Raw genomic sequence first — 25,061 nt, 5'->3', positions numbered from 1 at the left:
AAAGGATAGGGGGGCATAAAATGATAGATGAAAATGAAAAGCTTGATATTAAAGCTATACTAAAGGATTTAGATAAATATGAGCCTAAAAGACGTGGATGGCACTGGAGAGAAAAACACAGCAGTGGTGTTGTAGGTGAATTTACTTATAGCAGTATTTCCAAATCATTAAAGAAAAGTCAGCCTTTACCTGCTGCCAGGAGTTTTAACGGCATTGACCCGCAGCCTATGCCGGTTATAACAACAGAAATTGCATCTGGAAGATTTGAAGATGATATTAGAAGAATGAGAATGGCAGCATGGCATGGTGCTGATCACATAATGGTAATAAGAACCGCTGGGCAAAGTCATTTTGACGGCTTAATTGAAGGCACTCCTGAGGGAGTAGGAGGAGTTCCTATTTCAAGAAAGCAGATAAGAGCTACACGTAAGGCCTTGGATATTATAGAGGAGGAGGTTGGCCGTCCAATTAACTTTCATTCATATGTGTCCGGAGTTGCCGGCCCTGACATAGCAGTAATGTTTGCTGAAGAAGGAGTAAATGGAGCTCACCAGGATCCTCAATATAATGTTCTCTACAGAAATATTAATATGGTAAGATCTTTTGTTGATGCAGCTGTAGCTAAAAAAATAATGTGCTGGGCTGATATGCTTCAGATAGATGGAGCTCATAATGCCAATGCAACTGCTATGAAAGGATATAAAGTAATGCCTGAACTTATGGTTCAGCACGCAATAAACTGTAAGTTTTCAGAAATGGTGGGCATGAAAAAAGAAAATATTGCATTATCCACTGTTCCTCCAACAGCATCTCCTGCACCCTGCATGAAAATAGATTTACCATATGCAGTAGCCTTGAGAGAGCTATTTAAAGGCTATAAAATGAGAGCTCAAATGAATACAAAATATATTGAGTCCTGTGAAAGGGAAGCTACAGTGAGCCATACTTTAAATTTATTTATATCCGCACTAACAAGTGCTGACATCCAAAGTACTATTACCCCTGATGAAGGAAGAAATGTGCCATGGCATTACAATAATATTAATGCAGTAAATACTGCAAAGCAGGCACTTATAGGACTGGATGGATTAAAAGATTTAGTAGAGTTAAAAAAGGAAGGCTTCCTTCCTGAAAAAGTAAGGGAATTAAAAGAAAGAGCAGTTTTATTTATGGAAGAAATAATTGAAGTTGGTGGATATTTTAAAGCTGTAGAAAATGGATTCTTTGTTGATTCAGGTGAATACCCTGAAAGAAATGAAGATGGAATTGTAAGAAAAATACATGGCGGAGTTGGCGAAAATACAGTTGTACAAAGAGACAAAGACTACTTTGCACCTGTCTGTGCCCACTTTGGATACAACAATGTACCAGCTGAATATAAAAAGCCCTGCGATGCTATTAATAAGTGTACACTATGTGATCATAGCAAAATTAAATATATTGATGAATTAGATGAAGAAGATAATGTTAATGTGAGAATGGATAAGGTAAAAGATGATGGAAAAATAGTACCTGAAGTACAATGGAGCAAGGATGGATATATTAAGGCAACACTGTGCATACCTGAAAATGAACAGATTAGTGAAGCTGCTGCTCTTGAAATAGGTAAAAAGATGAACTTAACTGATGTTGAAATTATTCATAAGTAGATATTACAGAAAAGTGAAGCAACTCTTATTGAAATAAAGGGTAAAGTAAACTTCTCTATAGACAAAAGCAGTTTAGTCCTTCCTAAAAGAAGATCTATATTAAATGACGATGAAATGAGACAATATGTTAAAAGCAATCCTGTTAAGGTAGTGGCTGCAACTTTAGGAGAAGATGAACACTCTGTGGGTTTAAGAGAAATAATAGATATTAAGCATGGCGGAATAGAAAAATATGGATTCCAGTGCATATATTTAGGTACATCCTGTCCTGTTGAAAAGCTCATTGATGCAGCAATAGAATCAAAAGCAGATGCAATATTGGCAAGTACTATTATTAGTCATAATGATATCCATATCAAAAATATGAAAAGACTTAATGATTTATGTATAGAAAAAGGTGTAAGAGATAAACTGATTTTAGTTTGCGGAGGAACTCAGGTTACTGATGAAATTGCCAAGGCAAGTGGAATGGATGCAGGATTTGGCAGAGGCTCTCATGGCTGTGATGTGGCATCATTCATAATAAAAAAACTAAAAGACAAACCTGAAGATTAGTAAAATATTAAATTCCATGGAGGTAATTTTTATGAATGTAGATTATGTTATTGCTGAAATAGGAAGCACAACTACCTTAGTTACCGCCGTTAATGCTGCAGATGACACCAGAATCATAGCACAGGGTAAAAGCTGCACAACTGTTTCATCTGGCGATGTAACCATTGGACTAAAAAATGCAATATCAGATATTGAAAGCCAAATTGGTGAAAGTATCAGCTGGGGGAAAATGCTTGCCACCAGTTCTGCTGCCGGAGGGCTGAAAATTACTGTACATGGATTAATGGAAGACATGACAGTTAAGGCTGCAAAAGAAGCAGCCTTAGGTGCCGGCGGAAACATTAAGATGATTACAGCAGGAAGGATTAGAAATTCTGATTTAAAAAAAATCAAAGAAATAAATCCTAACTTAATCATAATTGCTGGCGGCACAGATTACGGAGAGAGAGATACTTCACTTTACAATGCAGAAAAAATTCATGATGCCAGGCTTGGCATTCCTGTAGTATATTGCGGCAACGTTGAAAACCAGCAGGAAATTATGGAGATTTTTAATAACGAAGAATTATATATAGTAGACAATGTTTATCCTAAAATAGATGAATTAAATGTTGAACCAACAAGAAAAGTTATTCAGACAGCATTTGAGAAGAATATAATTAAGGCTTCAGGTATGAATAAAATAAAGAAAATGGTAAATGGGCCAATTATGCCAACTCCAGGAGCAGTTATGGAAAGTGCAAAGCTTTTGTACAATATTATTGGGGATATTTTGGTTATTGATGTAGGAGGGGCAACCACTGATGTGCATTCAGTAACAGAAGGAAGCAGCAGAATTTTGGATATACTCATTTCTCCTGAGCCAAAAGCCAAGAGAACTGTAGAGGGTGATATAGGAATATATGTTAATAGTGAAAATATAATAGACCAGCTTGATTCTTCAGAACTAAATGGATTAACTAAGGAAGAAATCAGAAAAAATATTAAACCCATTCCAAGGGATAATTATGAAATCAAAAGCAGTTTAATTTTAACTAAGAAAGCCGTTGATATTGCTGTTAACAGACATGTTGGCCGCATTAAAAGGCTATATGGAGGCGAAAAAGAGTTTGTTGCTTATGGAAAGGATTTATCACAGGTAAAGAACATAGTTGGAACAGGAGGCGCACTAACCAGGCTTCCCCATGGAGAAGCAATTCTGGAAAACATTAAATATTTAAATGAAGATATAACTATGTATCCTGGAAAAGAGGCTTCCGTATTTTTAGATACCATGTATATAATGGCCTGTGCAGGAGTGCTTAGCAGGGAAAATAAAACAGCAGCTCTGAATTTACTAAAGCTTAGCTTAAAAAAATTTGGTATTAAAACATAGCATTGCAGAAAAAGGGGGATCCTTAAAGTGCAATATCCTTGTATATTAATAAATTTAAAGAAGATAAAGCATAATGTGAAAACTATTATTTCATTGTGTAAACTTAAGAATATTCAGGTTGTAGGTGTTACAAAAGTTTTTTGCGCAAGAAGACCAATTGTAAATGCTTATATAGAAGGAGGAATAAATACAATTGGAGATTCCAGAATTGAAAATATAAAAAGACTAAAGGATTATCACTGCAAAAAGATTTTGCTTAGAATTCCAATGGAAAGCGATGTATATGATATTGTGAAATATTGTGATATAAGCTTGAACTCTGAACTGGATACAATTAAAAAACTTTCTAATGCTGCCATGAAAATGAATAAAGTTCACAGCATCATACTTATGGTAGATGTTGGAGACTTAAGAGAAGGGGTACTGGTTGAAGATGTTATTAGTACTGTAAAAGAAATAAATAAACTTCATAATATTAAGCTGCTGGGCATAGGTACTAATTTAACCTGTTATGGCGGAGTTCTGCCTGATGAAAACAATCTTGGGAAATTAGTCAGTTTAAAGAATGAAATTCAAAGGATGTTTAATCAAAAACTAAGTATTATTTCAGGTGGTAATTCAAGCAGTCTTTATATGGTGTTAAATGGGACAATACCAGAAGGAATAAATCAGCTTCGAATAGGTGAAGGTATAGTTCTAGGAAGAGAAACAGCCTTTGGGAAACCTATCCCGGATTGTTTTAATGATGCTTTTCTTTTAAGAGGTGAAATTGTAGAAATTAAAAACAAGCCAACTGTACCCACAGGTAAAATAGGCGTGGATGCCTTTGGAGAGACACCTGAATATGTAGATAAAGGCATTAGGAAAAGGGCAATTATAGCCCTTGGAAGGCAGGATATAAATATAGATGGGATTTTTCCAGTGGATAAAAATATTAATATTTTTGGAGGAAGCAGTGATCATCTTATTATTGATATCACTGATTGCAGCTGTGATTATAAAATTGGAGATATCATAGACTTTACAATGGATTATGGTTGTTTATTAAAAGCTATGACTTCACCTTATGTTAAAAAATATTATGTAAATTAATTAAGAAATTGGGGGAATAAATATGGATAATAAAGTTAGAGTAGTAATTTGCGGTTTAGGTTCAATGGGAAGCGGGATTGCCAGGATGATCTTAAATAAAAAAGGCTTTCAAATTGTTGGCGCCATAGATATGGATCCAAACAAAGCCGGGAAAAAGCTTTGTGAAGTATTAAATATTCATGAAGATGAAGAAAATCATGTTATTATAACAAAAGATTATAACAAAATACTTAAAAAGAATTTTGCAGATGTTTTTGTATTAGCCACCTCCTCATTTACAAAGTCTGTGTTTCCATTTATAAAATTAGCAGCTGAAGCTGGTATGAATGTGGTTACAACAGCAGAAGAAATGTCTTATCCAAAAGCCCTTGATAAAGAATTAAGTGAGGAAATGGACAAAATAGCAAAAGAAAATAATGTATCTATATTAGGTACAGGGGTTAATCCAGGATTCATTATGGATTATGTTGTTATAATGCTCACTGGAGTATGCGATTCTGTAGAAAATATAAAGGTATCAAGAGTTAATGATTTATCATGCTTTGGTAAAGCTGTTATGGAGGAGCAGGGAATAGGTTTAAAAAAGGAGGATTTTATAAAAGGAGTCAATAATAACACCATAGCTGGTCATGTAGGATTTATTCAATCCTTTGGAATGATGGAGGAAGCATTTAACATTAAATTTGATAAAGTTACTCAGGAGAAAGAGCCTATAATATCAAAAACACAGCGTTCCACCAGCATTGCATCTGTGGAGCCTGGCCAGGTAGCAGGCTGCAGACAGTCAGGACATGGCTATTGGAAAGATAAACTATTTGTTGATATGAAACATCCTCAACAGATAAGGCCTGATTTGGAAAATGTGGACACTGGCGATTATATTAATATCCAAGGCAGCCCAAATTTAAATGTTCAGATAAAACCTGAAATACCTGGAGGTATTGCTACAGTTGCAATATGTGTAAACATGATTCCTCATGTAATAAATTCTACTCCTGGCTTAAAAACTATGCTGGATCTGCCAATTCCCCGTGCCATATTGGGAGACGTAAGAGAACTTATTCAGTTATAAGTTAAAAGTTATGAGTTAAGAGTTAAGGTGGGTTTTATTCCTTACGTCATAAAACTAATTTATTTGGGGCTGTTGCATCAGCAGTTAAAACTGCTGATGCAGGGCTCCTTTTAAAACTAAAGATTAAAGAACAAAGAACAAAGTATGTAGATTTTGTTCTTTAATCTTTCCTGCTTTAGTATAAGTATATGGCTCTTTTATTTAATAGTGTTGATAAAGTAACAAATTCCCGTTAGGGACAAGTCAATCAAAACATATTTCAGCATTTCTCATATTTATATATGTATTTTCAATGCTAATTTTACTTATTTCTTCTATAAATATATTTATTGCAAATGGGATATCATTAAAATTTGAACTCTTTAAGAATTTGAATAAGCTCAAATAATTATTTAAATACTTTGTTGCTACTCCTCTAAAACGGTACATCCATTCCATGCAGTCACATCTTTTAGTTATTAAAACCTATGATTCACTTAATCAATTGAGTTTTTGGTTTTTCTGCAAAGAAAAACTACCTTATTTAGTCTTTGTTCTTTAATCTTTAAATTTATAACTTTCAACTGTATACGAACATTATCATTAATATTTAAAATAGTTAATTTCGTATCTATTAATAATTAGGGAAATATGTTATAATAGGAAACGAATAAATTATAGATTATTGAACTTATTGTTCGTATTTAAGGAGTGATAAAAATGAAAAAAAGAGTAAATAGAATATTTGTTAGGAAAAAGCCAGAATATGCTGTGGAAAGTCATTTATTACTTCAGGATTTAAAATTAAGCCTGCATTTAGAAAACTTAGACGATGTAAAGATTATTAACAGATATGATATACAAGGTATTTCAGATGAGGAATATGAGATTTCTAAAAAAACCATATTTTCTGAGCCAAATGTAGATTTTATATATGAAGAAAAATTACCAGCCTTTGAAAATAGTAAAATTTTTGCCTCTGAATATTTACCAGGTCAATATGATCAAAGGTCAGATTCTGCATCACAGTGTCTTCAGATTCTTACTAAGAAGGAAGATATTTTAGTTAAATATGCCAAAGTATTTATTATTACAGGAAATATAAATGATGAGGAATTTAATAAAATAAGACAATATTGCATAAATCCTGTTGATTCAAGAGAAGCTTCATTAGTTAAACCTGATAAAATAGAAAACTTAGTTAATGTACCAGAAACCGTTGAAACCATAGAAAATTTCATTTCACTTAATGAAGATGAATTAAATGACTTTTACAAAGATAAAAATCTAGCCATGAGTTTTAGCGACTTAAAGTTTGTACAAAGCTACTTTAAATCAGAAAAAAGGAATCCTACAATTACAGAAATAAAGGTTATAGATACCTATTGGTCGGATCACTGCAGACACACTACTTTTATGACAGAAATAGATAATGTTGAATTTAGTGATGATGATTTAACTGCACCAATTAAGAACACTTATAAGGAATATATTAACAGTCGGGATTATGTTTATGGTGATAAAAATAAACCAAAATGCCTTATGGATTTAGCAGTAATCTGCATGAAAGAATTAAGAAAAAAAGGGCTTCTGGATGATTTAGAAGAATCAGAAGAAATCAATGCCTGCAGTATTGAAGTTGAAGCTGAAATTGATGGTAAAAAAGAAAAGTGGCTTGTAATGTTCAAAAATGAAACTCATAATCATCCTACAGAAATTGAGCCTTTTGGAGGAGCAGCTACATGCCTTGGTGGAGCTATAAGAGATCCCCTATCCGGCAGATCATACGTTTATCAGGCTATGAGAGTTACAGGCAGCGGTGATCCAACTGTAAGTTTAGATGAAACATTACCTGGAAAACTTCCTCAAAAGAAAATCACTTTAGGAGCTGCACAAGGCTATAGTTCATATGGAAATCAAATTGGAATTGCAACAGGATGCGTACATGAGGTATATCATCCCGGGTATGTAGCTAAAAGAATGGAAGTAGGAGCAGTAATTGGAGCCGCACCTAAAAAGAATGTTATCCGTGAAGAACCTGTAGAAGGAGATATAATCATTCTTGTTGGCGGAAGAACAGGCAGAGACGGCTGCGGGGGAGCAACGGGATCATCAAAGAAGCATACCGAATGTTCTCTTGAAAGCTGTGGGGCAGAAGTACAAAAGGGTAATGCTCCAACTGAAAGAAAAATTCAAAGATTATTTAGAAATGAAAAGGTAAGCAAACTTATAAAGCGATGCAATGACTTTGGTGCAGGCGGAGTAAGCGTGGCAATTGGTGAACTAAGTGATGGCCTTAAAATAAATTTAGATGTTGTGCCAAAAAAATATGAAGGTTTAGATGGTACTGAATTAGCAATTTCTGAATCTCAGGAAAGAATGGCTGTAGTTGTTTCCAAAGATAAAGCAGAGGAATTTATACACTTTGCATCATTGGAAAATTTAGAGGCTACAATAGTTGCACAGGTTACAAAAGAAAAAAGGCTTAAAATGTACTGGAATGGCACTGCCATAGTTGATATAAGCAGAGATTTTCTTAATACAAATGGAGTAAGGCAGAAAACTGATGTATTTGTAAAGGCTCCTTCAAATATAGGCAGATTCTTTAAAGCCAGCACAAATACGGACTCTATAAAGGATGAGCTGTTTAACAGATTGTCTCAGCTTAATGGATGCAGTGAAAAAGGCTTGGTAGAAAGATTTGACAGCACTATTGGAGCAGGAACGGTGATTATGCCATATGGCGGAAAGTACCAGAGAACACCTTCTGAAGCAATGGTAGCTAAGCTTCCTGTAAGGCACGGTAATACAACTACGGCAACAGCAATGGCTTATGGATTTAACCCTTATATCTGCGAATTAAGTCCTTATCATGGAGCAGTATATTCAGTTATTGAATCAGTGTGCAAAATAGTAGCTGCAGGAGGCAATTATAAAAATATAAAGCTTACCCTTCAGGAATACTTTGAAAAATTAGGAACTGAGCCTGAAACATGGGGAAAGCCATTTGCTGCACTGTTAGGTGCTTATAAAGTTCAAAGAGAACTTGGTATTGCTGCAATTGGCGGCAAAGACAGTATGTCTGGCAGTTTTAACGATTTAGATGTGCCACCATCATTAGTGTCCTTCTCAGTAGGTATTGTTAACAGCAGTAAAGCTATTTCACCTGAATTTGAAAAATTAGGCAGTAAAATAGTTTATATACCTGCAGAAATAGATGAACATTATTTACCGGATTTTAACACATTAAAGACCAATCTTGATAAAGTTTCACAGTTGATTAATGATGGAAAAGTCATATCAGCACAAAGTATTAAAAATAACGGAATTTTATATGCCATAACATTAATGTGCTTTGGCAATAAAATAGGTTTCAATTTTACAGAAAATATTAAAAAAGATGATTTGTTTAATGCTGAATATGGTGCATTTATTCTTGAATTTAACAGTGATACAGACATTGCTGAAGAACTTAAAGAAATCAATTATAAAATAATTGGATCAACACAATCCGAGCCCTTTATAGAAATAGGAAAAGAAAAAATTTCTATAGATGATGCATATTATGCATGGAGCCATACTTTAGAAGATATATTCAAAACGGAATCTGAAAAGATAACAATGGATATTGAAGACATAAAATTTGAATATAGAAGCAAAAAAGCTCCATATATTAAAATAGCAAAACCAAGAGTATTTATACCAGCTTTCCCAGGCACCAACTGTGAATATGATTCAGAAAAAGCATTTATAAATGCAGGTGCAGAAGTAAATACATTTATTTTTAGAAACTTATCATCACAGGATGTATCAGATTCAATTAAAGCTATGGCTGAAGAAATAAAAAAGAGTCAGATTATTATGATCCCTGGAGGTTTTAGTGCTGGAGATGAGCCTGATGGTTCAGGAAAGTTTATAGCTAATGTATTTAGAAATTCTGAAATAAAAGAGGCCGTAATGGAATTGCTAAAAAACAGGGATGGTTTAATACTTGGAATATGCAATGGGTTTCAGGCATTGATAAAACTTGGTCTTGTTCCTTATGGCGAAATTACAGATATTGATGAAGATAGTCCAACTTTAACATATAACAAAATTGGCAGACATGTTTCAACTATGGTAAATACAAAGGTTACTTCAGTGCTTTCCCCATGGCTTTCAAAAGTAAATGTTGGCGACATTCACACTATACCCGTTTCACATGGAGAGGGAAGGTTTGTGGCAAGTCAGAATTTTATGAAAAAGCTTATAGAAAATGGACAAATTGCAACACAATATGTGGATTTTAGGGGCCATGCTACTTATGATATTAATTACAATCCAAATGGCTCATACTTTGCTGTAGAAGGCATTACAAGCCCAGATGGGAGAATATTTGGCAAAATGGCTCACAGTGAGAGAATGGGCATAGATATATGCAGGAATATACCTGGCAATAAAGATCAGAAAATATTCCAGTCAGGAGTTGAATACTTTAAATAACTAATGCGGCAGTAAACTCTTTTAAAGTTAAGTTTACTGCTTTTTCTCTTTTATTTTAAAAAAGGTAATATAAAAAATAGCATATTGTTATAATTATTTTAATAGATTATATAAAAAGTAAATATCTATAATCAATTGGAGGCATTTGCATGATTAGAGAGAAAGCAGTTTGCTTTTTAAGGACCATTTCCAATTCTCAGGATATAGATTGCATGGAATTAATTGAAGACCTGATTACATGCTGTGGGGAATACGCAAGCAGAAAGATCACTCTGGAAGCTGCTTTACTTGTTGAAAAATACACAAGAGAAACTAATGGATATATGGAATATATAAAAAAACTAGACAAGCAATTAAAAGAATCAGATATTGATTTAAGAGATACAGTAAAAGCAGTTAACAGAATATGCAGGCAATACGATTTACCCCTCATATTTGACGGAAATGAGGATAGTGATTCAGATTTACTTAAGTTTACCAACATGGTAATCAAAGAAATGTCAATGGAGAAAACAACTTAATATTTTTTTACGGCTATGGCATTAATATTAATTGTGCAGTTTTTTATTAAAAATAATTAATAATATATTAAAATAGGTTAAATTTTTTATTAACATTCCGATAATAAAAATAAGACATTATATTATTGGAGGAATTGATAATGAAATTTATTTCTTTTTTTAAGGTAAGATCAAAAGGAAAAGCTGAAACAATGGCTGATTCAAAAAAAGCAGACAGCAAAATGGAAAGCGTTAGAAATTCCATAACAGCTGTGAAAAGTACTTCACAAAAAATAGATGATGCATCAGTAACATTAAATTCAACATCAAAACAAATGGTTACCGCAGCTAATGAAGTGGCTAGTGCAGTTCAGGAAGTTGCTAAGGGGGCAACTGAACAGGCCAACGAATTAATGGATGCAGTGAATCTGCTTTCTAATTTATCTAATGAAATTAATGAAGTGAATAATAAGCTGAATGCAGTAAAGGATAAAAGCCTTGAAACCGAAACCATAGCCACAAATGGCACTAATATTATAAATGAATTAATTCAATCTATTGTTGATGTAAAAGGATCCTTTGATACTGTTATGGAAAAATTTAAAGGATTATCTGAATCAGTTTCCAAAATAGGACACATCACAGATATAATTAACAGTATTTCAGAACAGACTAATTTATTGGCTTTAAATGCTGCTATTGAAGCTGCAAGAGCAGGAGATCAGGGAAGGGGCTTTGCAGTTGTAGCTGAAGAAATAAGAAAATTAGCAGAGCAGTCTAAAAATTCATCAACTGAAATTATAGGCTTAGTGAAATCAGTTACAAAAGAAACTGAAGAAGTAATGATAAATTCAAATAATTTAAATGATCTTATAGAAAATCAGGCAAACTCAGCAAATGATACTACAATATCATTTGAAGACATTAAAGCTTCTGTTAAATCCATACCTGCTGTAATAGAAGATACACATAATTCTTTAAAAAATGCTATTGATGCAAAGAATGTAGTTTTAAATAAAGTTCAAAACGTATCAGCAGTTGCAGAGCAGGTATCTGCTTCATCACAGGAGATATCAGCTTCATCTGAAGAAATGCTATCGTCAGCAGAAGAAGTATCAAATTTAGCCTCAGCAGTTAAAGGCACATCTAATGAATTAAATAAGGAAGTTAGTATTTTAGAACTTTAATTTAAAAGCTCTTTTTAGTTTTATCTAAAGAGAGCTTTTAACTATGAAAATGATATGTTATAATTTCCCTGGAAATACATTCTATTCAAATTTTTATTGCCTTAATGGTAAATAACTTTGGAATACCTTTATCTTCAGGTTTAGGGCTTTCACTTTCTTCTAATACCTTTATACAAAACCCTTCATCTGCAATGGAGGTTACTATTTCACCTAATGTCCATTTTCTTAGGTAAGCTTTTGGAATGGCTTTTTTTTCTTCTTCTGTCAGGCTTTCAATTCCTGGAACATATTTCATATAGGCAACTTCAGTTTCTACAATATCGCTGCTAAAGTAGTCACCATTAATTTTATGCCTTTTTCCTTTTGTAGTTATTAATTTTGTTGAAACAGGATGAAAGTCTTCAATTAAAAATATTCCATTAGATTTAAGTAACTTATATGCAATTCTAAAAAATGGATTTAGATCTGTAAAGTAATGAAGTATTCCAAGTTCGCAGAAAACTATATCGTATTGTTCTGACAATTTATCAAGGGGTAATTTTAATACATCTGAAACAATGTACTGTACATTCACATTAGCTTCCCTTGCCAAATTTTCAGCATATCTGTAATTATCATAGGAAAAATCTACAACTGTAACCTGTGCTCCTAGTAATGACAATGCAACTGCCTTTACTCCATTTGATCCTAATAAATTACAGATTTTTTTACCCTTTACATTTGTAAAATATTTATCTAATGATCCAAGTCTTTTTAATGGATTTTCTTTTACTTTTAATGCTGCTTCATATGGCTCACCGAATCTATTTATCCATGCTTCATATGCCAATTGATTCCATGCAATTTCATTAATTTTAGTGTGTTCCTCCTGCATAGCCACTAAATCCTCCTTAGTATTGAAAATAATAATAGTATATACTTTATTTTAAGAAAGTGCTATAAAATTTTAAAATAATTTAATGCTTATTGATTTGTGACAAAATTCTATTTTAATAATAAACTATATATTGAAATAGTGTTTTTGGAGAATTATTATGGAATCAAATAAGGCTGCTATACCGTTATATTTAAATAGTAATATGACAAATAATTTATTTACCGTTTTAGTTCAGGAATATTCCCAAACAAAAACAGAAACTTCAAAAAGCCAGTTTACTTTAAACTTTACCACTCCAATTAATGAGCTTTTATTTGACAAAAATGGGCGCTGTATGCAAGGTGATCTTAATATTCAGTTATTGAATGAGTCATCAAAACAGATCTCTGACGAGAGGCTATCGTTGATAATTTTGATTTTTTTAAATTTAAAAAAAATATTAAGTGACAATAATTTGCTAAAAGTATTATCTTCAAATACAATTGAAGATATAAAAGTTAATGACTATATAGAGTTTGACAGTATCCTTGAACCTCTTCCTATAATTAAATCACTAGGAAATTTAATATTTTCCATGGAAAACAGCTTAGCATTTTTACCTTTACTGGATAACATTAATAATATTGAAGAAGAGAAAAATTCAACCAAGTATATTTTAGAAATGCTGAAAAATACTTTAAATACCTATCAGTGTTCAAACTGTGTAAAATATATTGCAAAAACACCATGGCAGAAAAATCAATTTATTCTGCCCCTTGATATATCAAATCTTACAGATAAAATTGATTATTTAACAGATTGTAAAGTTACAACTTTAGGTAAAGTTATAAAAATTACAGATAAAAATCCAGATTTAAGCTGCAGTATCCTTCAAACAGGTAACAGCATTGATTATATAGATAAAAAAGTCTTATCCAAATTAGAAGATAAATATTTAAAAGAACACACTTCTAATGCTTTTAAAGATTCAACTGCAGACACACAAATAAAAAAAGTTATAGAAATACTGCCCATTGCCATATATATTTAAAAATAAAATAGAGAGGTGAAAAATATGAATAAAATAAAAGTAGGGATAATCCAGATGGCTGTAGGAATCAGTAAAAAGGCTAATCTTTCACATGCAGCAGAGTTGATAAAAAAAGCAGCAAAGGAAGGTGGTGAGATACTAGTACTGCCTGAAATGTTTGTTTGTCCATATTCTAAAAAATATTTTAGGGATTTCAGTGAAGAAATTGATGAAAATAATATAGAAGATACTTCAGAAAGTTTAAAACTTCTTACTAATTTAGCCAGAGAACTAAAAGTATATATTATATGCGGAAGCATACCTGAGATGCATAATGGTAATTTATACAATACAAGTTATGCACTTAATGATTCTGGTGTCATGATTGGCAAATACAGAAAAATTCATCTTTTTAATATTAATATAAAAAATAAGGTAAGCTTTAAAGAATCTGATACATTTGCATGTGGAGATAAAGCAGTTACCTTTGACACTAAATGGGGAAAGATGGGTACAGTTATATGTTTTGATATCAGATTTAATGAACTTATAAGAGAATTGGCCTTACATGATGCAAAAATAGTGTTTGTACCTGCAGTTTTTAATCCTTTAACTGGCAAAGATCATTGGGATCTGCTATTTAGAAGCAGGGCAGTTGATAACCAGATATTTACCATTGGCTGCTGCTCTGCCAGAAATCCAGATTTAATAAAATATACGACCTATGGACATTCTTTAGCAGTTAATCCATGGGGAAACATTATAGAACAAATTCCAAATAATGATGAGGATATTTTAATGGTTCAATTGGATTTAGATGAAATAGATTCCGTCAGGCAGCAGCTTCCTGTATTAAGCAGCATAAAAAAAGATTTATAGTTTTATTGTATTTGATGCTTTATTCATTTTTTCAACAATAGTGTACATATTGCTTATTTCACCCACTGCCAGCTTTTCCTTTAAATTATAAAAATCCAGGCATGTCCCGCAGCTTAAAATATTAACTCCCTTTTCCTGTATCTTTTTAATGCTGCTAAGGCAGTCAGAGTCCTTTACAGTTAACTTTACGCCGCCATTAATAAAAATTAAGGACTCTGGCAGATTATCACTTTCAGAAAGGGCATACATATAACTTTTCATTAATACTGCACCTAGTTTATCATCACCAGAGCCTAAAAAAGATGAGCTTATTACTATGCATAAATCATTTTCTTTTGAACTTTTGTCCTCATGCACTTCTGATTTTGTTTTTGTAATTTCTATATAATGCAAATTATTTTCATCTTTAACTTCTGTATGATATCCATTGCTGCCTGCAAATTTCATAACATTATTCTTTGCAGTTTCATTATCCACTATAACAGTTGCAGATCCTTCATATATAGAATCAAAGTATTTTTTGGTATTTATTACAGGCTGAGGGCATTCCAATCCCTTGCAGTCTATTATATTTTTCATATGATATCACCCCTGACTTTTAATACAAATTGATTATAACATAATGAAAATGAGTTAATTATATTTATAATTTATAGATGACTGTTCAATTATAAATAATAGTTATATCAATATGATATATTTTATTTAAAAAATAAAATCTGCAGTATACAAACTGCAGATTTTAGGGGTTAAAGGATTGATACATTATATTATGGAAGTATAGATAGCTAAATAAATAATTAAATCTTAATGTAATGTTAATATTAAGTTAATAAGATTATAGTAAAATATTAAATAGTATCAAATTCATAGAAATACAAATACTAATATTAAATTTGTAGATAAAGATATATGTAACAATAACAATTATGTTATATATACTATATATTTAATACATATAGTATATATCATTTATAATATTAAATCAACACATTGTTTTAATTGCATATAAAATTGCATTTATTAATAAAATAAATTGTCATAATTTTGTGAAATTAGCTTCATGCCCTTAAATTTATGTTATTATGTACTTTGAGCTTTACCAACGTAGAAACAAAGGAAGGATAATTTGTATGAATAAATTTGTATTTAACATTACTGCACTTTTCCAAATATCAGTATTTTTAATAACTTTATATTATCTTTTTCTATCATTTTTCGGTTTTTATAAAAAAAAGGATAATGGAGCAGAAAAATGTGCTCCAAATAAAAAGTTTGCATTATTAGTTGCAGCACATAATGAAGAAGCTGTTATAGACAAAATTATTGAAAGTCTGCTTGAACTGGATTACCCTAAAGAATTGTACGATATTTTTGTAATAGCAGATAATTGTAATGATAAAACCGCTGAAATAGCCAGAAGATATAATGTAAATGTATTTGAGAGGAAAGTTCTGAACAAAAGAGGTAAGGGCTTTGCACTTGACTGGATGTTTAAAAAGATTTTTGAAATGGATGTAAAATATGACTCTGTAGCTATTTTTGACGCAGATAATTTAGTTTCAAAGAACTTCTTAAAGGAAATGAATTATAAGCTGATGAATGGTTATAAAGTAGTTCAAGGCTATATTGACAGCAAAAACCCTGATGACTCATGGATAACAGAATCTTATTCTATTTCATTCTGGTCTGCTAACAGATTATTTCAGCTTGCAAGATCAAACCTTGGATTATCAAATCAGATTGGCGGAACAGGATTTTGTGTGGATACAGAGATATTAAAAAAATTAGGATGGGGAGCTACCTGCTTAACTGAAGACCTTGAATTCACATGTAAACTTGTGCTTAATGGAGAGAAGGTAGGCTGGGCACATAATGCAGTTGTGTACGATGAAAAGCCTCTTACATTAAAGCAGTCCTGGTGTCAGAGGAAAAGATGGATGCAGGGATTTGCGGATGTTTCCTCAAGGTTTTTTACAAAGCTTATGAAAAAGGCAATAAAACAGAGAGATTTCAAAGCCTTTGACTGTGCATTATATACAGTACAGCCCTTTGTAACTCTTTTAATAGGTGTATCAGCAGTGCTTACATTAGTTCAGAATAACAGTGCAAATGGCTTAAGTATTTTTGTTATAAATTATTTATTTACACCAATAGTATGGAAATTATTTAGTGTGTTTCAATTCATATTTACTCCTTTAGTAATGCTTTTGGAAAATAAATTATCTAAAAAATTATTTTTTACATTTAGCTTGTATTCTTTAAATATAATAATTTTTGGGTTTATATTTGGAGATAACATGAAATTATATCAGCTTACATTAGCACATATAGTATATTTCAGTTTATTTGTAGTAGTTCTTGCTATAGCTGATAGAAAATATTCACTTAAGATATTTATCTGGTATATGTTATATGGTGTATATACATTAACCTGGATACCAATAACAATACAGGGCATTATAGATAAGGATAATAAGGAATGGAGTCACACAAAACATATAAGACAAATAAGTATTCAGGATGTTGAATAAAAAAAATGCCGCAAGGTGTTTTTTTTTATATATATCTAATTATTAAAAATTTTCTAATATTTATGATATAATATACTTAGATATTAAATAAAACAAATATAATAACTTAGTATTGGGGGATGATAAAATGATAAATGTTCTAAATACTTCAGAAGCAATGGAAATTAAGCTTGATGAAGAGCTTCCTGAAATTCCGAGTTTTCAGCCTGGTATTAGAAGAGCTCCTGATAGAGGATTCAGCCTTACAGCTGCTCAGACAAAAGTTGCTTTAAAAAATGCTCTTAGATACATTCCTGAGAAATATCATAATACACTAGCACCTGAATTTTTAAAAGAGCTTATGACACGTGGAAGAATATATGGATACAGATTTAGACCGGAAGGCAGAATATATGGAAAGCCTATTAATGAGTATAAAGGAAATTGCATTGAAGGAAAAGCATTTCAAGTGATGATAGACAATAATTTAGATTTTGACGTAGCTCTTTACCCTTATGAATTGGTTACATACGGTGAAACAGGGCAGGTATGTCAAAACTGGATGCAATATAGATTAATAAAAAAGTATTTAGAAGTATTAACTGAAAATCAAACTTTAGTAGTTGAATCCGGCCACCCCCTTGGGTTATTTAAATCTAAACCTACAGCCCCAAGAGTAATAATCACAAATGGTTTAATGGTGGGTGAATTTGATAATCCTAATGACTGGCATTATGCTACACAAATGGGTGTTGCAAACTATGGACAGATGACAGCAGGAGGCTGGATGTATATTGGTCCACAGGGAATTGTTCATGGCACATTTAACACATTGCTAAATGCAGGCAGATTAAAATTAGGCCTTAAAGGAAATGATGATTTAAGAGGACATATATTTGTTTCTTCAGGACTTGGAGGCATGAGTGGTGCTCAGCCAAAGGCAATAGAAATAGCTGGAGGAGTAGGAATAATTGCTGAGGTTGATTACTCAAGAATTAAAACAAGATTAGATCAGGGTTGGGTGACAACGGTTTCATCTGATTTGAATGAAGTTTTCAATATTGCAAAAAAATATATAAACAATAAAGAACCAATATCTATTGCATATCATGGTAATATAGTTGACTTATTAGAATATGCCGTAAAAGAAAATATTAATATTGAACTGCTTTCGGACCAGACATCCTGCCATGCAGCCTATGAGGGGGGATATTGTCCTCAGGGAATTACCTTTGAAAAAAGAACTGAAATGCTTAGAAATAATAGAGATGAGTTCAAAAAATTAGTGAATAAAAGTCTAAGACGTCATTTTGAATTAATTAAAACACTTGTTGAAAGAGGAACTTATTTCTTCGATTATGGAAACTCATTTATGAAAGCTGTATATGATGCAGGAGTTACTGAAATCTCCAAGAATGGTATAGATGATAAAGATGGATTTATTTTCCCTTCTTATGTAGAGGACATAATGGGTCCGGAATTATTTGATTTTGGTTATGGGCCTTTTAGATGGGTATGTTTATCAAGGAATCATGAAGATCTGATAAAAACTGATCATGCTGCAATGAGCTGCATAGACCCTGACAGAAGACCACAGGATAGGGATAATTATGTATGGATAAGAGATGCAGAAAAAAATAAACTTGTTGTTGGAACTGAAGCCAGAATACTTTATCAGGATGCTGGAGGGAGAATAAAAATAGCTAAAAAATTCAATGAAATGGTTCGAAACAAAGAGATTGGACCAGTAATGATTGGAAGAGACCATCACGATGTAAGCGGAACTGATTCTCCTTTCAGAGAAACTGCCAATATTAAAGATGGAAGTAATATAATGGCTGACATGTCAGTGCAATGCTATGCAGGTAATGCTGCAAGAGGGATGAGTTTAGTAACTCTTCATAATGGCGGAGGTGTAGGCATAGGTAAAGCCGTAAATGGAGGATTTGGTCTTGTATTAGACGGAAGTGAAAGAGTAGACAATATTATAGATTCAGCTATAAGCTGGGATGTAATGGGAGGAGTGGCAAGGCGTGCATGGGCAAGAAATGCAAACTCCATATCAACAAGTGTTGAATTTAATAAAAATAACAAGGGATTCCAGCAGATTACCATACCTTACTTGACAAATGATGACTTAATAAATAATATTGTAGATGGAGCGTTTTCTAAATAGACGCACTGGACTGTATTAAAATTATATAATACAGTCCATTTAATTTAATATATATAAAATGGTGATATTATGAGTGAAAGACTGCAAAAGTATTTGGCAAGCTGCGGCATTGCATCAAGAAGGAAATGTGAAGAATATATTTTAAGTGGAAAAGTAAGAGTAAATGGTGTTATAGTCACAGAGCTTGGTGTTAAAGTAAATGAAGATAGTGATATTGTTCAATTTAATAATAAAACAGTAAGGCCGGAAGAAAATAAAATATATATTGCATTGAATAAACCTACTGGATATGTGTCTACAGTAAAGGATGAAAGAAACAGAAAAACCATATTGGATTTAGTTAAGGTAAAGGAAAGAATTTATCCCATAGGAAGACTTGATTACGATACATCAGGATTAATTTTGTTAACTAACGATGGTGATCTCTACAATAAGATAATACATCCCCGTGAAGAAAAAAATAAGGTTTATATAGCTGAAATTATGGGAATTCCAACTGAAGATCAATTGTTTAAATTCCAAAGGGGCATTATTATTGATAATTATAAAACTTCCCCATGCAAAATAAACATTTTAAAAAATGAAAAGGGAATCTGCACTGTTAAAATTGTTATTCATGAAGGCAGAAACAGACAAATCAGAAAAATGTGTGATTCCATAAATCATCCTGTTATAAGTCTAAAAAGATTAGAAGTAGCAGGAATTAAATTAGACAACCTTCAGGAGGGAAAATGGAGATATCTCACAACTGATGAGATCATGAACTTAAAAAGCTTCAGCCCGAAGTAGTTAAATATACATATAATCCAGTAAAAACAATCCATCCTATCTAATTGTTATTGAAAAAAGCAATATGAATGATATGTTGCTAAATTGTTCAATTAATGTTAAAATGAAATAAATATTGCATAGAGATTTTATTTTGGGGGAAAGGAATGAATTGATATGGAAGAAAATAAACAAGACCTGATGCGCACAATACAAATGAAATTTCCAAGATTAAGTAAAGGCCAGAAGCTTATTGCGGAATACATATTAAAACATTATGACAAAGCTGCTTTTATGACAGCAGCAAAGCTGGGAATAAGTGTTGGCGTAAGTGAATCCACAGTGGTAAGATTTGCAAATGAATTAGGATTTTCAGGTTATCCTAAACTGCAGAAGGCTTTACAGGAATTAATTAAAAATAAATTGACAACAGTTCAAAGAATAGAACTTTCAAATGATTTTGTTAGTGAGGGCACAGCACTAAAAGGTGTTTTAAAATCTGATATAGAAAATATCAGGTCAACCTTGGAAAAAATCAACCACAGAACATTTGAAGATGTAGTAAATTCTATTTTTTCAGCAAAGAGAATTTATATTATAGGATTAAGAAGCTCAACAGCTTTAGCAGAATTTCTTGGGTTTTACTTAAACCTAATTTTAGATAATGTGAAAGTAGTTAGTTATGGCATCAGTGATACCTTTGAGCAGATGATTAATGTGAATGAAGAAGATTTAGTCATTGGTATAGGATTCCCCAGATATGCATCAAGAACAGTAGAATCTTTAGCCTTTGCACATAAAAGAGGCGCTAAGGTAGTTGCTCTTACGGACAGTTTGCTTTCTCCTTTGGCTGCCAGAGCTGATTATACATTAATAGCACAAAGCAATATGGCCTCATTTGTTGATTCACTTGTAGCTCCATTAAGTGTTATAAATGCATTAATTATTTCAGTTGGATTACGGGAAAAAGAGAAAATTTCAAACACATTTTCAGAATTGGAAAACATCTGGCAGGAATATCAGGTATATCAATATAAGGATAATTCGGACAATCAATACTAAAGGCAGGCAATTAAGCACCTGCTTTCCTTTTTTTATTAATAAAATTATATTTTTTAAAATTTTCAAATATTTTTTATAATGAGGAAGGAATATCAAAAGTTATATAGAATATATATATTATAAGATGGTGAAATTGCATAATATAAGTTTCTTGAAATATTATATTCACTTTAGGAGGTATTATCATGGCAAAGGAAAATTTAAATCCATTTGAAAATGCTCAAATGATGGTAAAGGAAGCTTGCGACAAATTAGGTATGGAACCAGCAGTATATGAAATTCTAAAACAGCCATTAAAAGTTTTAGAGGTAAATATACCTGTTAAAATGGACGATGGTTCAGTAAAGGTTTTCAAAGGCTTTAGAGCACAACATAACGATGCAGTTGGTCCAACTAAAGGCGGCGTTAGATTTCATCAGAATGTATCTTTAGATGAAGTAAAAGCACTTTCCATATGGATGACATTTAAATGTTCTGTAACAGGAATTCCTTATGGAGGAGGAAAAGGAGGAATAATTGTTGATCCAAAAACTCTTTCACAGGGCGAATTAGAAAGACTATCCAGAGGATATGTAGATGGAATTTATAAGTTAATTGGAGAAAAAGTTGATGTACCTGCACCAGACGTTAATACCAATGGTCAGATTATGTCATGGATGGCTGATGAGTACAATAAATTAGTTGGATATAGTGCAATTGGAACATTTACAGGAAAGCCTGTAGATTTTGGAGGATCAAAAGGAAGAAATGCTGCTACTGGATATGGTGTAGCTGTTACTGCAAGGGAATCTTCTGCAAAATTAGGTATAGATATGAAAAAAGCAAAAATAGCTCTTCAAGGATTTGGTAATGTTGGCAGTTTTACAGCATTAAACTGCGAAAAACTAGGTGCTAAGATAGTTGCTGTTTGTGAATGGTGCAGAGAAAAAGGAAGCTATGTAATCTATAATGAAGACGGTTTAGATGCTGCAGCCATGGTCAATTATATACATGAAAATGGAAATCTGTTAGGATTCCCTGGTTCCAGAGAAATATCAGTAGATGAATTCTGGGGATTAGGTGTTGATATAGTGATTCCAGCTGCACTTGAAAATTCAGTTACAAGTGATGTTGCTAAAAAAATAAATGCAAAATTAGTTTGTGAAGCTGCCAATGGACCAATAACTCCTGATGCTGATAAAATTTTATTTGAAAAAGGTATCTTAGTTACACCTGATATTTTAACAAATGCAGGAGGAGTAACTGTTTCCTATTTTGAATGGGTTCAAAATCTGTATGGATATTATTGGGGCGAAAAAGAAGTTGAACAAAAAGAAGAAATAGCTATGGTCAATGCCTTTAATGATATATGGTCAATAAAAGAAGAATATAAAGTTTCAATGAGAAATGCAGCGTACATGCATTCAATTAGAAGAGTAGCTAAAGCAATGAAGCTAAGAGGATGGTATTAATCATTTACGGTGAACCCAAGTGGTTCACCATTTTTTTATCTTAATATATATAATTGACAGTTTAGCTTTTAAAATGTAAAGTTAAATAGGTAATAAATTTGTTTATATATTGAGGTGATTATAAATGAAAAAAACCATCGTAATAGGTGGTGGGCCTTCTGGAATGATGGCTGCAATCTCAGCTTCAGAAAAAACTCATGTTACATTAATAGAGAAAAATGAAAAGCTTGGCAAGAAGCTTTATATTACAGGAAAAGGAAGATGCAACATTACAAACTGCAAGGATATCAGTGAGTTTTTTGATTATATTCCTACTAATTCTAACTTTTTATATAGTGCTCTTTATACATTTACAAATAAAGATACAATGGATTTTTTTGAAAATCAGGGTGTTCCTCTGAAAGTAGAAAGAGGTGACAGAGTTTTTCCAGACTCTAATAAATCCTCAGATATAATTTCAGCTCTGCAGAAAAAATTATTGAAAAATAATGTGGATGTTTTATTAAATACTGAATTTAAAGATTTTATCATAAAAGATAATAAAATTGAATCTGTAATGCTTTCAAATGGAGAAAATATTAAAGGTGATTATTTTATAATATGCACTGGCGGTTTATCATATCCGCAGACAGGTTCTACAGGTGAAAGCTTTAAAATATTGAAGAAAATAGGACACCCTATTACAGAATTACGTCCTTCTTTAGTGCCAATTGAAATAAAAGAGGACTGGATAAAGGATTTGCAAGGTTTATCCTTAAAAAATGTAGAATTAAAAATTATAAATTCCAAAAATAAGGTAGTATACAAAGATTTCGGAGAAATGCTATTTACACACTTTGGTATATCTGGTCCAATTGCATTAAGCAGCAGCAGCTTTATTAATGGAAATGAACAATATAAGGCAGTAATAAATTTAAAGCCTGCACTGTCTGATGTTGAATTAGACAAAAGAATTCAAAGGGATTTTCAAAAAAATATAAACAAAGATTACAAAAACTCATTAGATGAACTATTACCAAAGAAGATTATTGAAACAATTATAATGTTATCTGGAATTGATGAAAATAAAAAAGTTAATTTAATAACTAAAGAAGAAAGACATAAACTTTGCAATGTAATTCAAAACTTTACTTTAAGCGTTAAAGGATTGAGACCCATAGCAGAAGCTATAATTACTTCAGGGGGTGTAAATGTAAAACAGATTGATCCATCAACTATGAAATCAAAAATAATAAATAACCTGTATTTCTCAGGTGAAATTATTGACGTAGATGCATTTACTGGGGGATTTAACCTTCAAATAGCACTGTCCACAGGATTTTTAGCCGGTAAGATGATAGGAGATGATTAATATTATTGCCATTAGAGGAGCCACAACTGTAGCTGAAAATACAGAGTATGAAATTGAAAAAGAATCCATAAGATTATTTCAGGAAATCCTAAAGCAGAATAAAATTCAAGGAAGCGATGTGAAATCATTAATAATATCCTGCACAAATGATATTACAAAAGCATATCCAGGGAAATTTATAAGAGAACATTTCAGCCTGCCAAACTTAGCAATTATGCATTTTAATGAAATGTGTGTAGAAAATAGTTTAAATCTTTGCATTAGATTTTTAATTTTCATGGATGGTATAAAAAGTTCTACAAAATTTGTATATTTGAATAATGCATCAGCATTAAGAAAAGATTTGTTAACTGATTAGGTCATAAAATAAAGGAATTTTTATTTTAATATAGAATATTATTAATCGAAAGGATGAACATAATGAATTTTAGCATTGCAATTGATGGGCCGGCAGGTGCAGGAAAAAGTACTATTGCCAGATTAGTTGGTGAAAAGTTTAATTTAATGTACATTAATACAGGCTCAATGTATAGAGCTGTTACATTATTTGCTTTAAGAAATAATATTGGAATCCATGAAATTGATAAACTAATTAAGCTGATTAATTCCCTAAATATGCATTTTGAAGGTGAAAGACTCATTGTTAATGGTGAAGACATTTCGGATGAAATCAGAATGCCTGTTATAAGCGAAAATGTGTCAATGTTCTCACTTATAAAAGAAGTAAGGGAAATACTTGTTGATCTTCAAAAAGAAATGGCAGAACATTATAATGTTATTATGGATGGAAGGGATATTGGTACAGTTGTGCTGTGTGATTCTCCTTACAAATTTTATTTAACAGCATCAGCTGAAAAAAGAGCTGAAAGGAGATATAATGAATTAATAGCTAAGGGTATAAGTGTTAATTATAATGACATACTTAGTGATATAATAAGAAGAGACAATATAGATTCAACAAGAGAAGTCAGTCCATTAATTAAGGCTGAAGATGCAATTGAAATTGATACATCAAATATGAATATTGAACAAGTTGTGGATAAGATTTCAAGTTATATTAAATTATAGATATTTTACAGGTGAT

General features: G+C 31.9%; 21 protein-coding genes. 18 read left to right on the top strand and 3 right to left on the bottom strand.

The window, feature by feature from the left end; translation table 11 throughout:
- The first annotated feature begins 20 nt into the window (after positions 1-20).
- The 5 genes from oraE (at position 21) to ord (ending at position 5,743) form a co-directional block, all read left to right on the top strand.
- Positions 21-1,649, top strand: coding sequence for a D-ornithine 4,5-aminomutase subunit OraE (gene oraE / locus EQM05_RS08295; RefSeq protein ID WP_347560219.1), 1,629 nt, complete (start codon positions 21-23; stop codon positions 1,647-1,649).
- 114 nt (positions 1,650-1,763) lie between these two features.
- Complete coding sequence (locus tag EQM05_RS16380; protein WP_347560218.1) at positions 1,764-2,204, top strand: cobalamin-dependent protein; 441 nt, start codon at positions 1,764-1,766, stop codon at positions 2,202-2,204.
- A gap of 31 nt (positions 2,205-2,235) precedes the next feature.
- Positions 2,236-3,579: a GlmL-related ornithine degradation protein gene (locus EQM05_RS08290; RefSeq protein ID WP_128749603.1), complete on the top strand. Its 1,344-nt coding sequence runs from the start codon at positions 2,236-2,238 to the stop codon at positions 3,577-3,579.
- 27 nt (positions 3,580-3,606) lie between these two features.
- The gene (orr, locus tag EQM05_RS08285; protein ID WP_128749602.1) at positions 3,607-4,671 is read left to right on the top strand and encodes an ornithine racemase Orr; all 1,065 of its coding nucleotides are present in this window, start codon (positions 3,607-3,609) and stop codon (positions 4,669-4,671) included.
- A gap of 22 nt (positions 4,672-4,693) precedes the next feature.
- Complete coding sequence (gene ord, locus EQM05_RS08280; protein ID WP_128749601.1) at positions 4,694-5,743, top strand: 2,4-diaminopentanoate dehydrogenase; 1,050 nt, start codon at positions 4,694-4,696, stop codon at positions 5,741-5,743.
- A gap of 243 nt (positions 5,744-5,986) precedes the next feature.
- Here ord and EQM05_RS08275 read toward each other — a convergent pair whose 3' ends face one another.
- Positions 5,987-6,127, bottom strand: coding sequence for a hypothetical protein (locus EQM05_RS08275; protein WP_164917240.1), 141 nt, complete (start codon positions 6,125-6,127; stop codon positions 5,987-5,989).
- A 315-nt stretch (positions 6,128-6,442) separates the two neighbouring features.
- On the opposite strand from EQM05_RS08275, the gene EQM05_RS08270 reads away from it, so the two are divergent.
- The 3 genes from EQM05_RS08270 to EQM05_RS08260 all read left to right on the top strand — a co-directional run bounded on the left by EQM05_RS08270 (position 6,443) and on the right by EQM05_RS08260 (position 11,891).
- Positions 6,443-10,204 (top strand): phosphoribosylformylglycinamidine synthase, encoded by a 3,762-nt coding sequence (locus tag EQM05_RS08270; RefSeq protein ID WP_128749599.1) that lies wholly within the window; start codon positions 6,443-6,445, stop codon positions 10,202-10,204.
- A gap of 149 nt (positions 10,205-10,353) precedes the next feature.
- Positions 10,354-10,725 carry a DUF3232 domain-containing protein gene (locus EQM05_RS08265; protein ID WP_128749598.1) on the top strand — a complete coding sequence of 124 codons (372 nt, stop codon included), beginning with the start codon at positions 10,354-10,356 and terminating at the stop codon, positions 10,723-10,725.
- Positions 10,726-10,865: 140 nt separating this feature from the next.
- Positions 10,866-11,891, top strand: a complete 1,026-nt coding sequence (locus EQM05_RS08260) for a methyl-accepting chemotaxis protein (protein ID WP_128749597.1) — start codon at positions 10,866-10,868, stop codon at positions 11,889-11,891.
- Between the two features lie 85 nt (positions 11,892-11,976).
- Here the strand turns inward: EQM05_RS08260 and EQM05_RS08255 are convergent, their stop codons facing one another.
- Entirely contained in the window at positions 11,977-12,765 is a 789-nt protein-coding gene (locus EQM05_RS08255; protein ID WP_128749596.1) for a class I SAM-dependent methyltransferase, read from the bottom strand.
- Positions 12,766-12,925: 160 nt separating this feature from the next.
- Here EQM05_RS08255 and EQM05_RS08250 point away from each other — a divergent pair, with 160 nt between their 5' ends.
- Positions 12,926-13,798, top strand: a complete 873-nt coding sequence (locus EQM05_RS08250) for a hypothetical protein (protein WP_128749595.1) — start codon at positions 12,926-12,928, stop codon at positions 13,796-13,798.
- A 24-nt stretch (positions 13,799-13,822) separates the two neighbouring features.
- The gene (locus EQM05_RS08245; protein ID WP_128749594.1) at positions 13,823-14,656 is read left to right on the top strand and encodes a carbon-nitrogen hydrolase family protein; all 834 of its coding nucleotides are present in this window, start codon (positions 13,823-13,825) and stop codon (positions 14,654-14,656) included.
- Here EQM05_RS08245 and yedF read toward each other — a convergent pair.
- Positions 14,651-15,235 carry a sulfurtransferase-like selenium metabolism protein YedF gene (yedF, locus tag EQM05_RS08240; protein WP_128749593.1) on the bottom strand — a complete coding sequence of 195 codons (585 nt, stop codon included), beginning with the start codon at positions 15,233-15,235 and terminating at the stop codon, positions 14,651-14,653. The genes EQM05_RS08245 and yedF overlap by 6 nt on opposite strands.
- A gap of 554 nt (positions 15,236-15,789) precedes the next feature.
- Here yedF and EQM05_RS08235 point away from each other — a divergent pair.
- The 8 genes from EQM05_RS08235 (at position 15,790) to cmk (ending at position 25,045) form a co-directional block, all read left to right on the top strand.
- Positions 15,790-17,190: a glycosyltransferase family 2 protein gene (locus tag EQM05_RS08235; RefSeq protein ID WP_128749592.1), complete on the top strand. Its 1,401-nt coding sequence runs from the start codon at positions 15,790-15,792 to the stop codon at positions 17,188-17,190.
- Between the two features lie 127 nt (positions 17,191-17,317).
- Positions 17,318-19,345: a urocanate hydratase gene (locus EQM05_RS08230; RefSeq protein WP_128749591.1), complete on the top strand. Its 2,028-nt coding sequence runs from the start codon at positions 17,318-17,320 to the stop codon at positions 19,343-19,345.
- Between the two features lie 69 nt (positions 19,346-19,414).
- Entirely contained in the window at positions 19,415-20,134 is a 720-nt protein-coding gene (locus EQM05_RS08225; RefSeq protein WP_128749590.1) for a pseudouridine synthase, read from the top strand.
- 156 nt (positions 20,135-20,290) lie between these two features.
- Positions 20,291-21,175 carry a MurR/RpiR family transcriptional regulator gene (locus EQM05_RS08220; RefSeq protein WP_128749589.1) on the top strand — a complete coding sequence of 295 codons (885 nt, stop codon included), beginning with the start codon at positions 20,291-20,293 and terminating at the stop codon, positions 21,173-21,175.
- 185 nt (positions 21,176-21,360) lie between these two features.
- Positions 21,361-22,626 carry a Glu/Leu/Phe/Val dehydrogenase gene (locus EQM05_RS08215; protein ID WP_128749588.1) on the top strand — a complete coding sequence of 422 codons (1,266 nt, stop codon included), beginning with the start codon at positions 21,361-21,363 and terminating at the stop codon, positions 22,624-22,626.
- Positions 22,627-22,750: 124 nt separating this feature from the next.
- Positions 22,751-23,977 carry an NAD(P)/FAD-dependent oxidoreductase gene (locus EQM05_RS08210; protein WP_128749587.1) on the top strand — a complete coding sequence of 409 codons (1,227 nt, stop codon included), beginning with the start codon at positions 22,751-22,753 and terminating at the stop codon, positions 23,975-23,977.
- A gap of 1 nt (position 23,978) precedes the next feature.
- On the top strand, positions 23,979-24,335 hold the full coding sequence (gene aroH, locus EQM05_RS08205; protein WP_128751071.1) for a chorismate mutase: 357 nt from the start codon (positions 23,979-23,981) through the stop codon (positions 24,333-24,335).
- Positions 24,336-24,397: 62 nt separating this feature from the next.
- Positions 24,398-25,045: a (d)CMP kinase gene (gene cmk / locus EQM05_RS08200; RefSeq protein ID WP_128749586.1), complete on the top strand. Its 648-nt coding sequence runs from the start codon at positions 24,398-24,400 to the stop codon at positions 25,043-25,045.
- Positions 25,046-25,061: the final 16 nt, after the last annotated feature.

It is taken from the genome of Clostridium sp. JN-9 (assembly GCF_004103695.1).
Taxonomy (GTDB): Bacteria; Bacillota; Clostridia; order Clostridiales; family Clostridiaceae; genus JN-9.
This window is presented reverse-complemented; position numbering and strand designations above follow the sequence as displayed.

What these genes read in the sequence shown, in the direction of transcription:
- EQM05_RS08270 (WP_128749599.1), top strand. Translation starts at nt 6,443, where the DNA reads ATGAAAAAAAGAGTAAATAGAATATTTGTTAGGAAAAAGCCAGAATAT.
- yedF (WP_128749593.1), bottom strand. Translation starts at nt 15,235, where the DNA reads ATGAAAAATATAATAGACTGCAAGGGATTGGAATGCCCTCAGCCTGTA.
- EQM05_RS08260 (WP_128749597.1), top strand. Translation starts at nt 10,866, where the DNA reads ATGAAATTTATTTCTTTTTTTAAGGTAAGATCAAAAGGAAAAGCTGAA.
- EQM05_RS08255 (WP_128749596.1), bottom strand. Translation starts at nt 12,765, where the DNA reads ATGCAGGAGGAACACACTAAAATTAATGAAATTGCATGGAATCAATTG.
- ord (WP_128749601.1), top strand. Translation starts at nt 4,694, where the DNA reads ATGGATAATAAAGTTAGAGTAGTAATTTGCGGTTTAGGTTCAATGGGA.
- EQM05_RS08235 (WP_128749592.1), top strand. Translation starts at nt 15,790, where the DNA reads ATGAATAAATTTGTATTTAACATTACTGCACTTTTCCAAATATCAGTA.
- EQM05_RS08210 (WP_128749587.1), top strand. Translation starts at nt 22,751, where the DNA reads ATGAAAAAAACCATCGTAATAGGTGGTGGGCCTTCTGGAATGATGGCT.
- EQM05_RS08215 (WP_128749588.1), top strand. Translation starts at nt 21,361, where the DNA reads ATGGCAAAGGAAAATTTAAATCCATTTGAAAATGCTCAAATGATGGTA.
- oraE (WP_347560219.1), top strand. Translation starts at nt 21, where the DNA reads ATGATAGATGAAAATGAAAAGCTTGATATTAAAGCTATACTAAAGGAT.
- EQM05_RS08230 (WP_128749591.1), top strand. Translation starts at nt 17,318, where the DNA reads ATGATAAATGTTCTAAATACTTCAGAAGCAATGGAAATTAAGCTTGAT.
- EQM05_RS08265 (WP_128749598.1), top strand. Translation starts at nt 10,354, where the DNA reads ATGATTAGAGAGAAAGCAGTTTGCTTTTTAAGGACCATTTCCAATTCT.
- EQM05_RS08250 (WP_128749595.1), top strand. Translation starts at nt 12,926, where the DNA reads ATGGAATCAAATAAGGCTGCTATACCGTTATATTTAAATAGTAATATG.
- EQM05_RS08225 (WP_128749590.1), top strand. Translation starts at nt 19,415, where the DNA reads ATGAGTGAAAGACTGCAAAAGTATTTGGCAAGCTGCGGCATTGCATCA.
- cmk (WP_128749586.1), top strand. Translation starts at nt 24,398, where the DNA reads ATGAATTTTAGCATTGCAATTGATGGGCCGGCAGGTGCAGGAAAAAGT.
- EQM05_RS08290 (WP_128749603.1), top strand. Translation starts at nt 2,236, where the DNA reads ATGAATGTAGATTATGTTATTGCTGAAATAGGAAGCACAACTACCTTA.
- EQM05_RS08245 (WP_128749594.1), top strand. Translation starts at nt 13,823, where the DNA reads ATGAATAAAATAAAAGTAGGGATAATCCAGATGGCTGTAGGAATCAGT.
- EQM05_RS08220 (WP_128749589.1), top strand. Translation starts at nt 20,291, where the DNA reads ATGGAAGAAAATAAACAAGACCTGATGCGCACAATACAAATGAAATTT.
- EQM05_RS16380 (WP_347560218.1), top strand. Translation starts at nt 1,764, where the DNA reads ATGAGACAATATGTTAAAAGCAATCCTGTTAAGGTAGTGGCTGCAACT.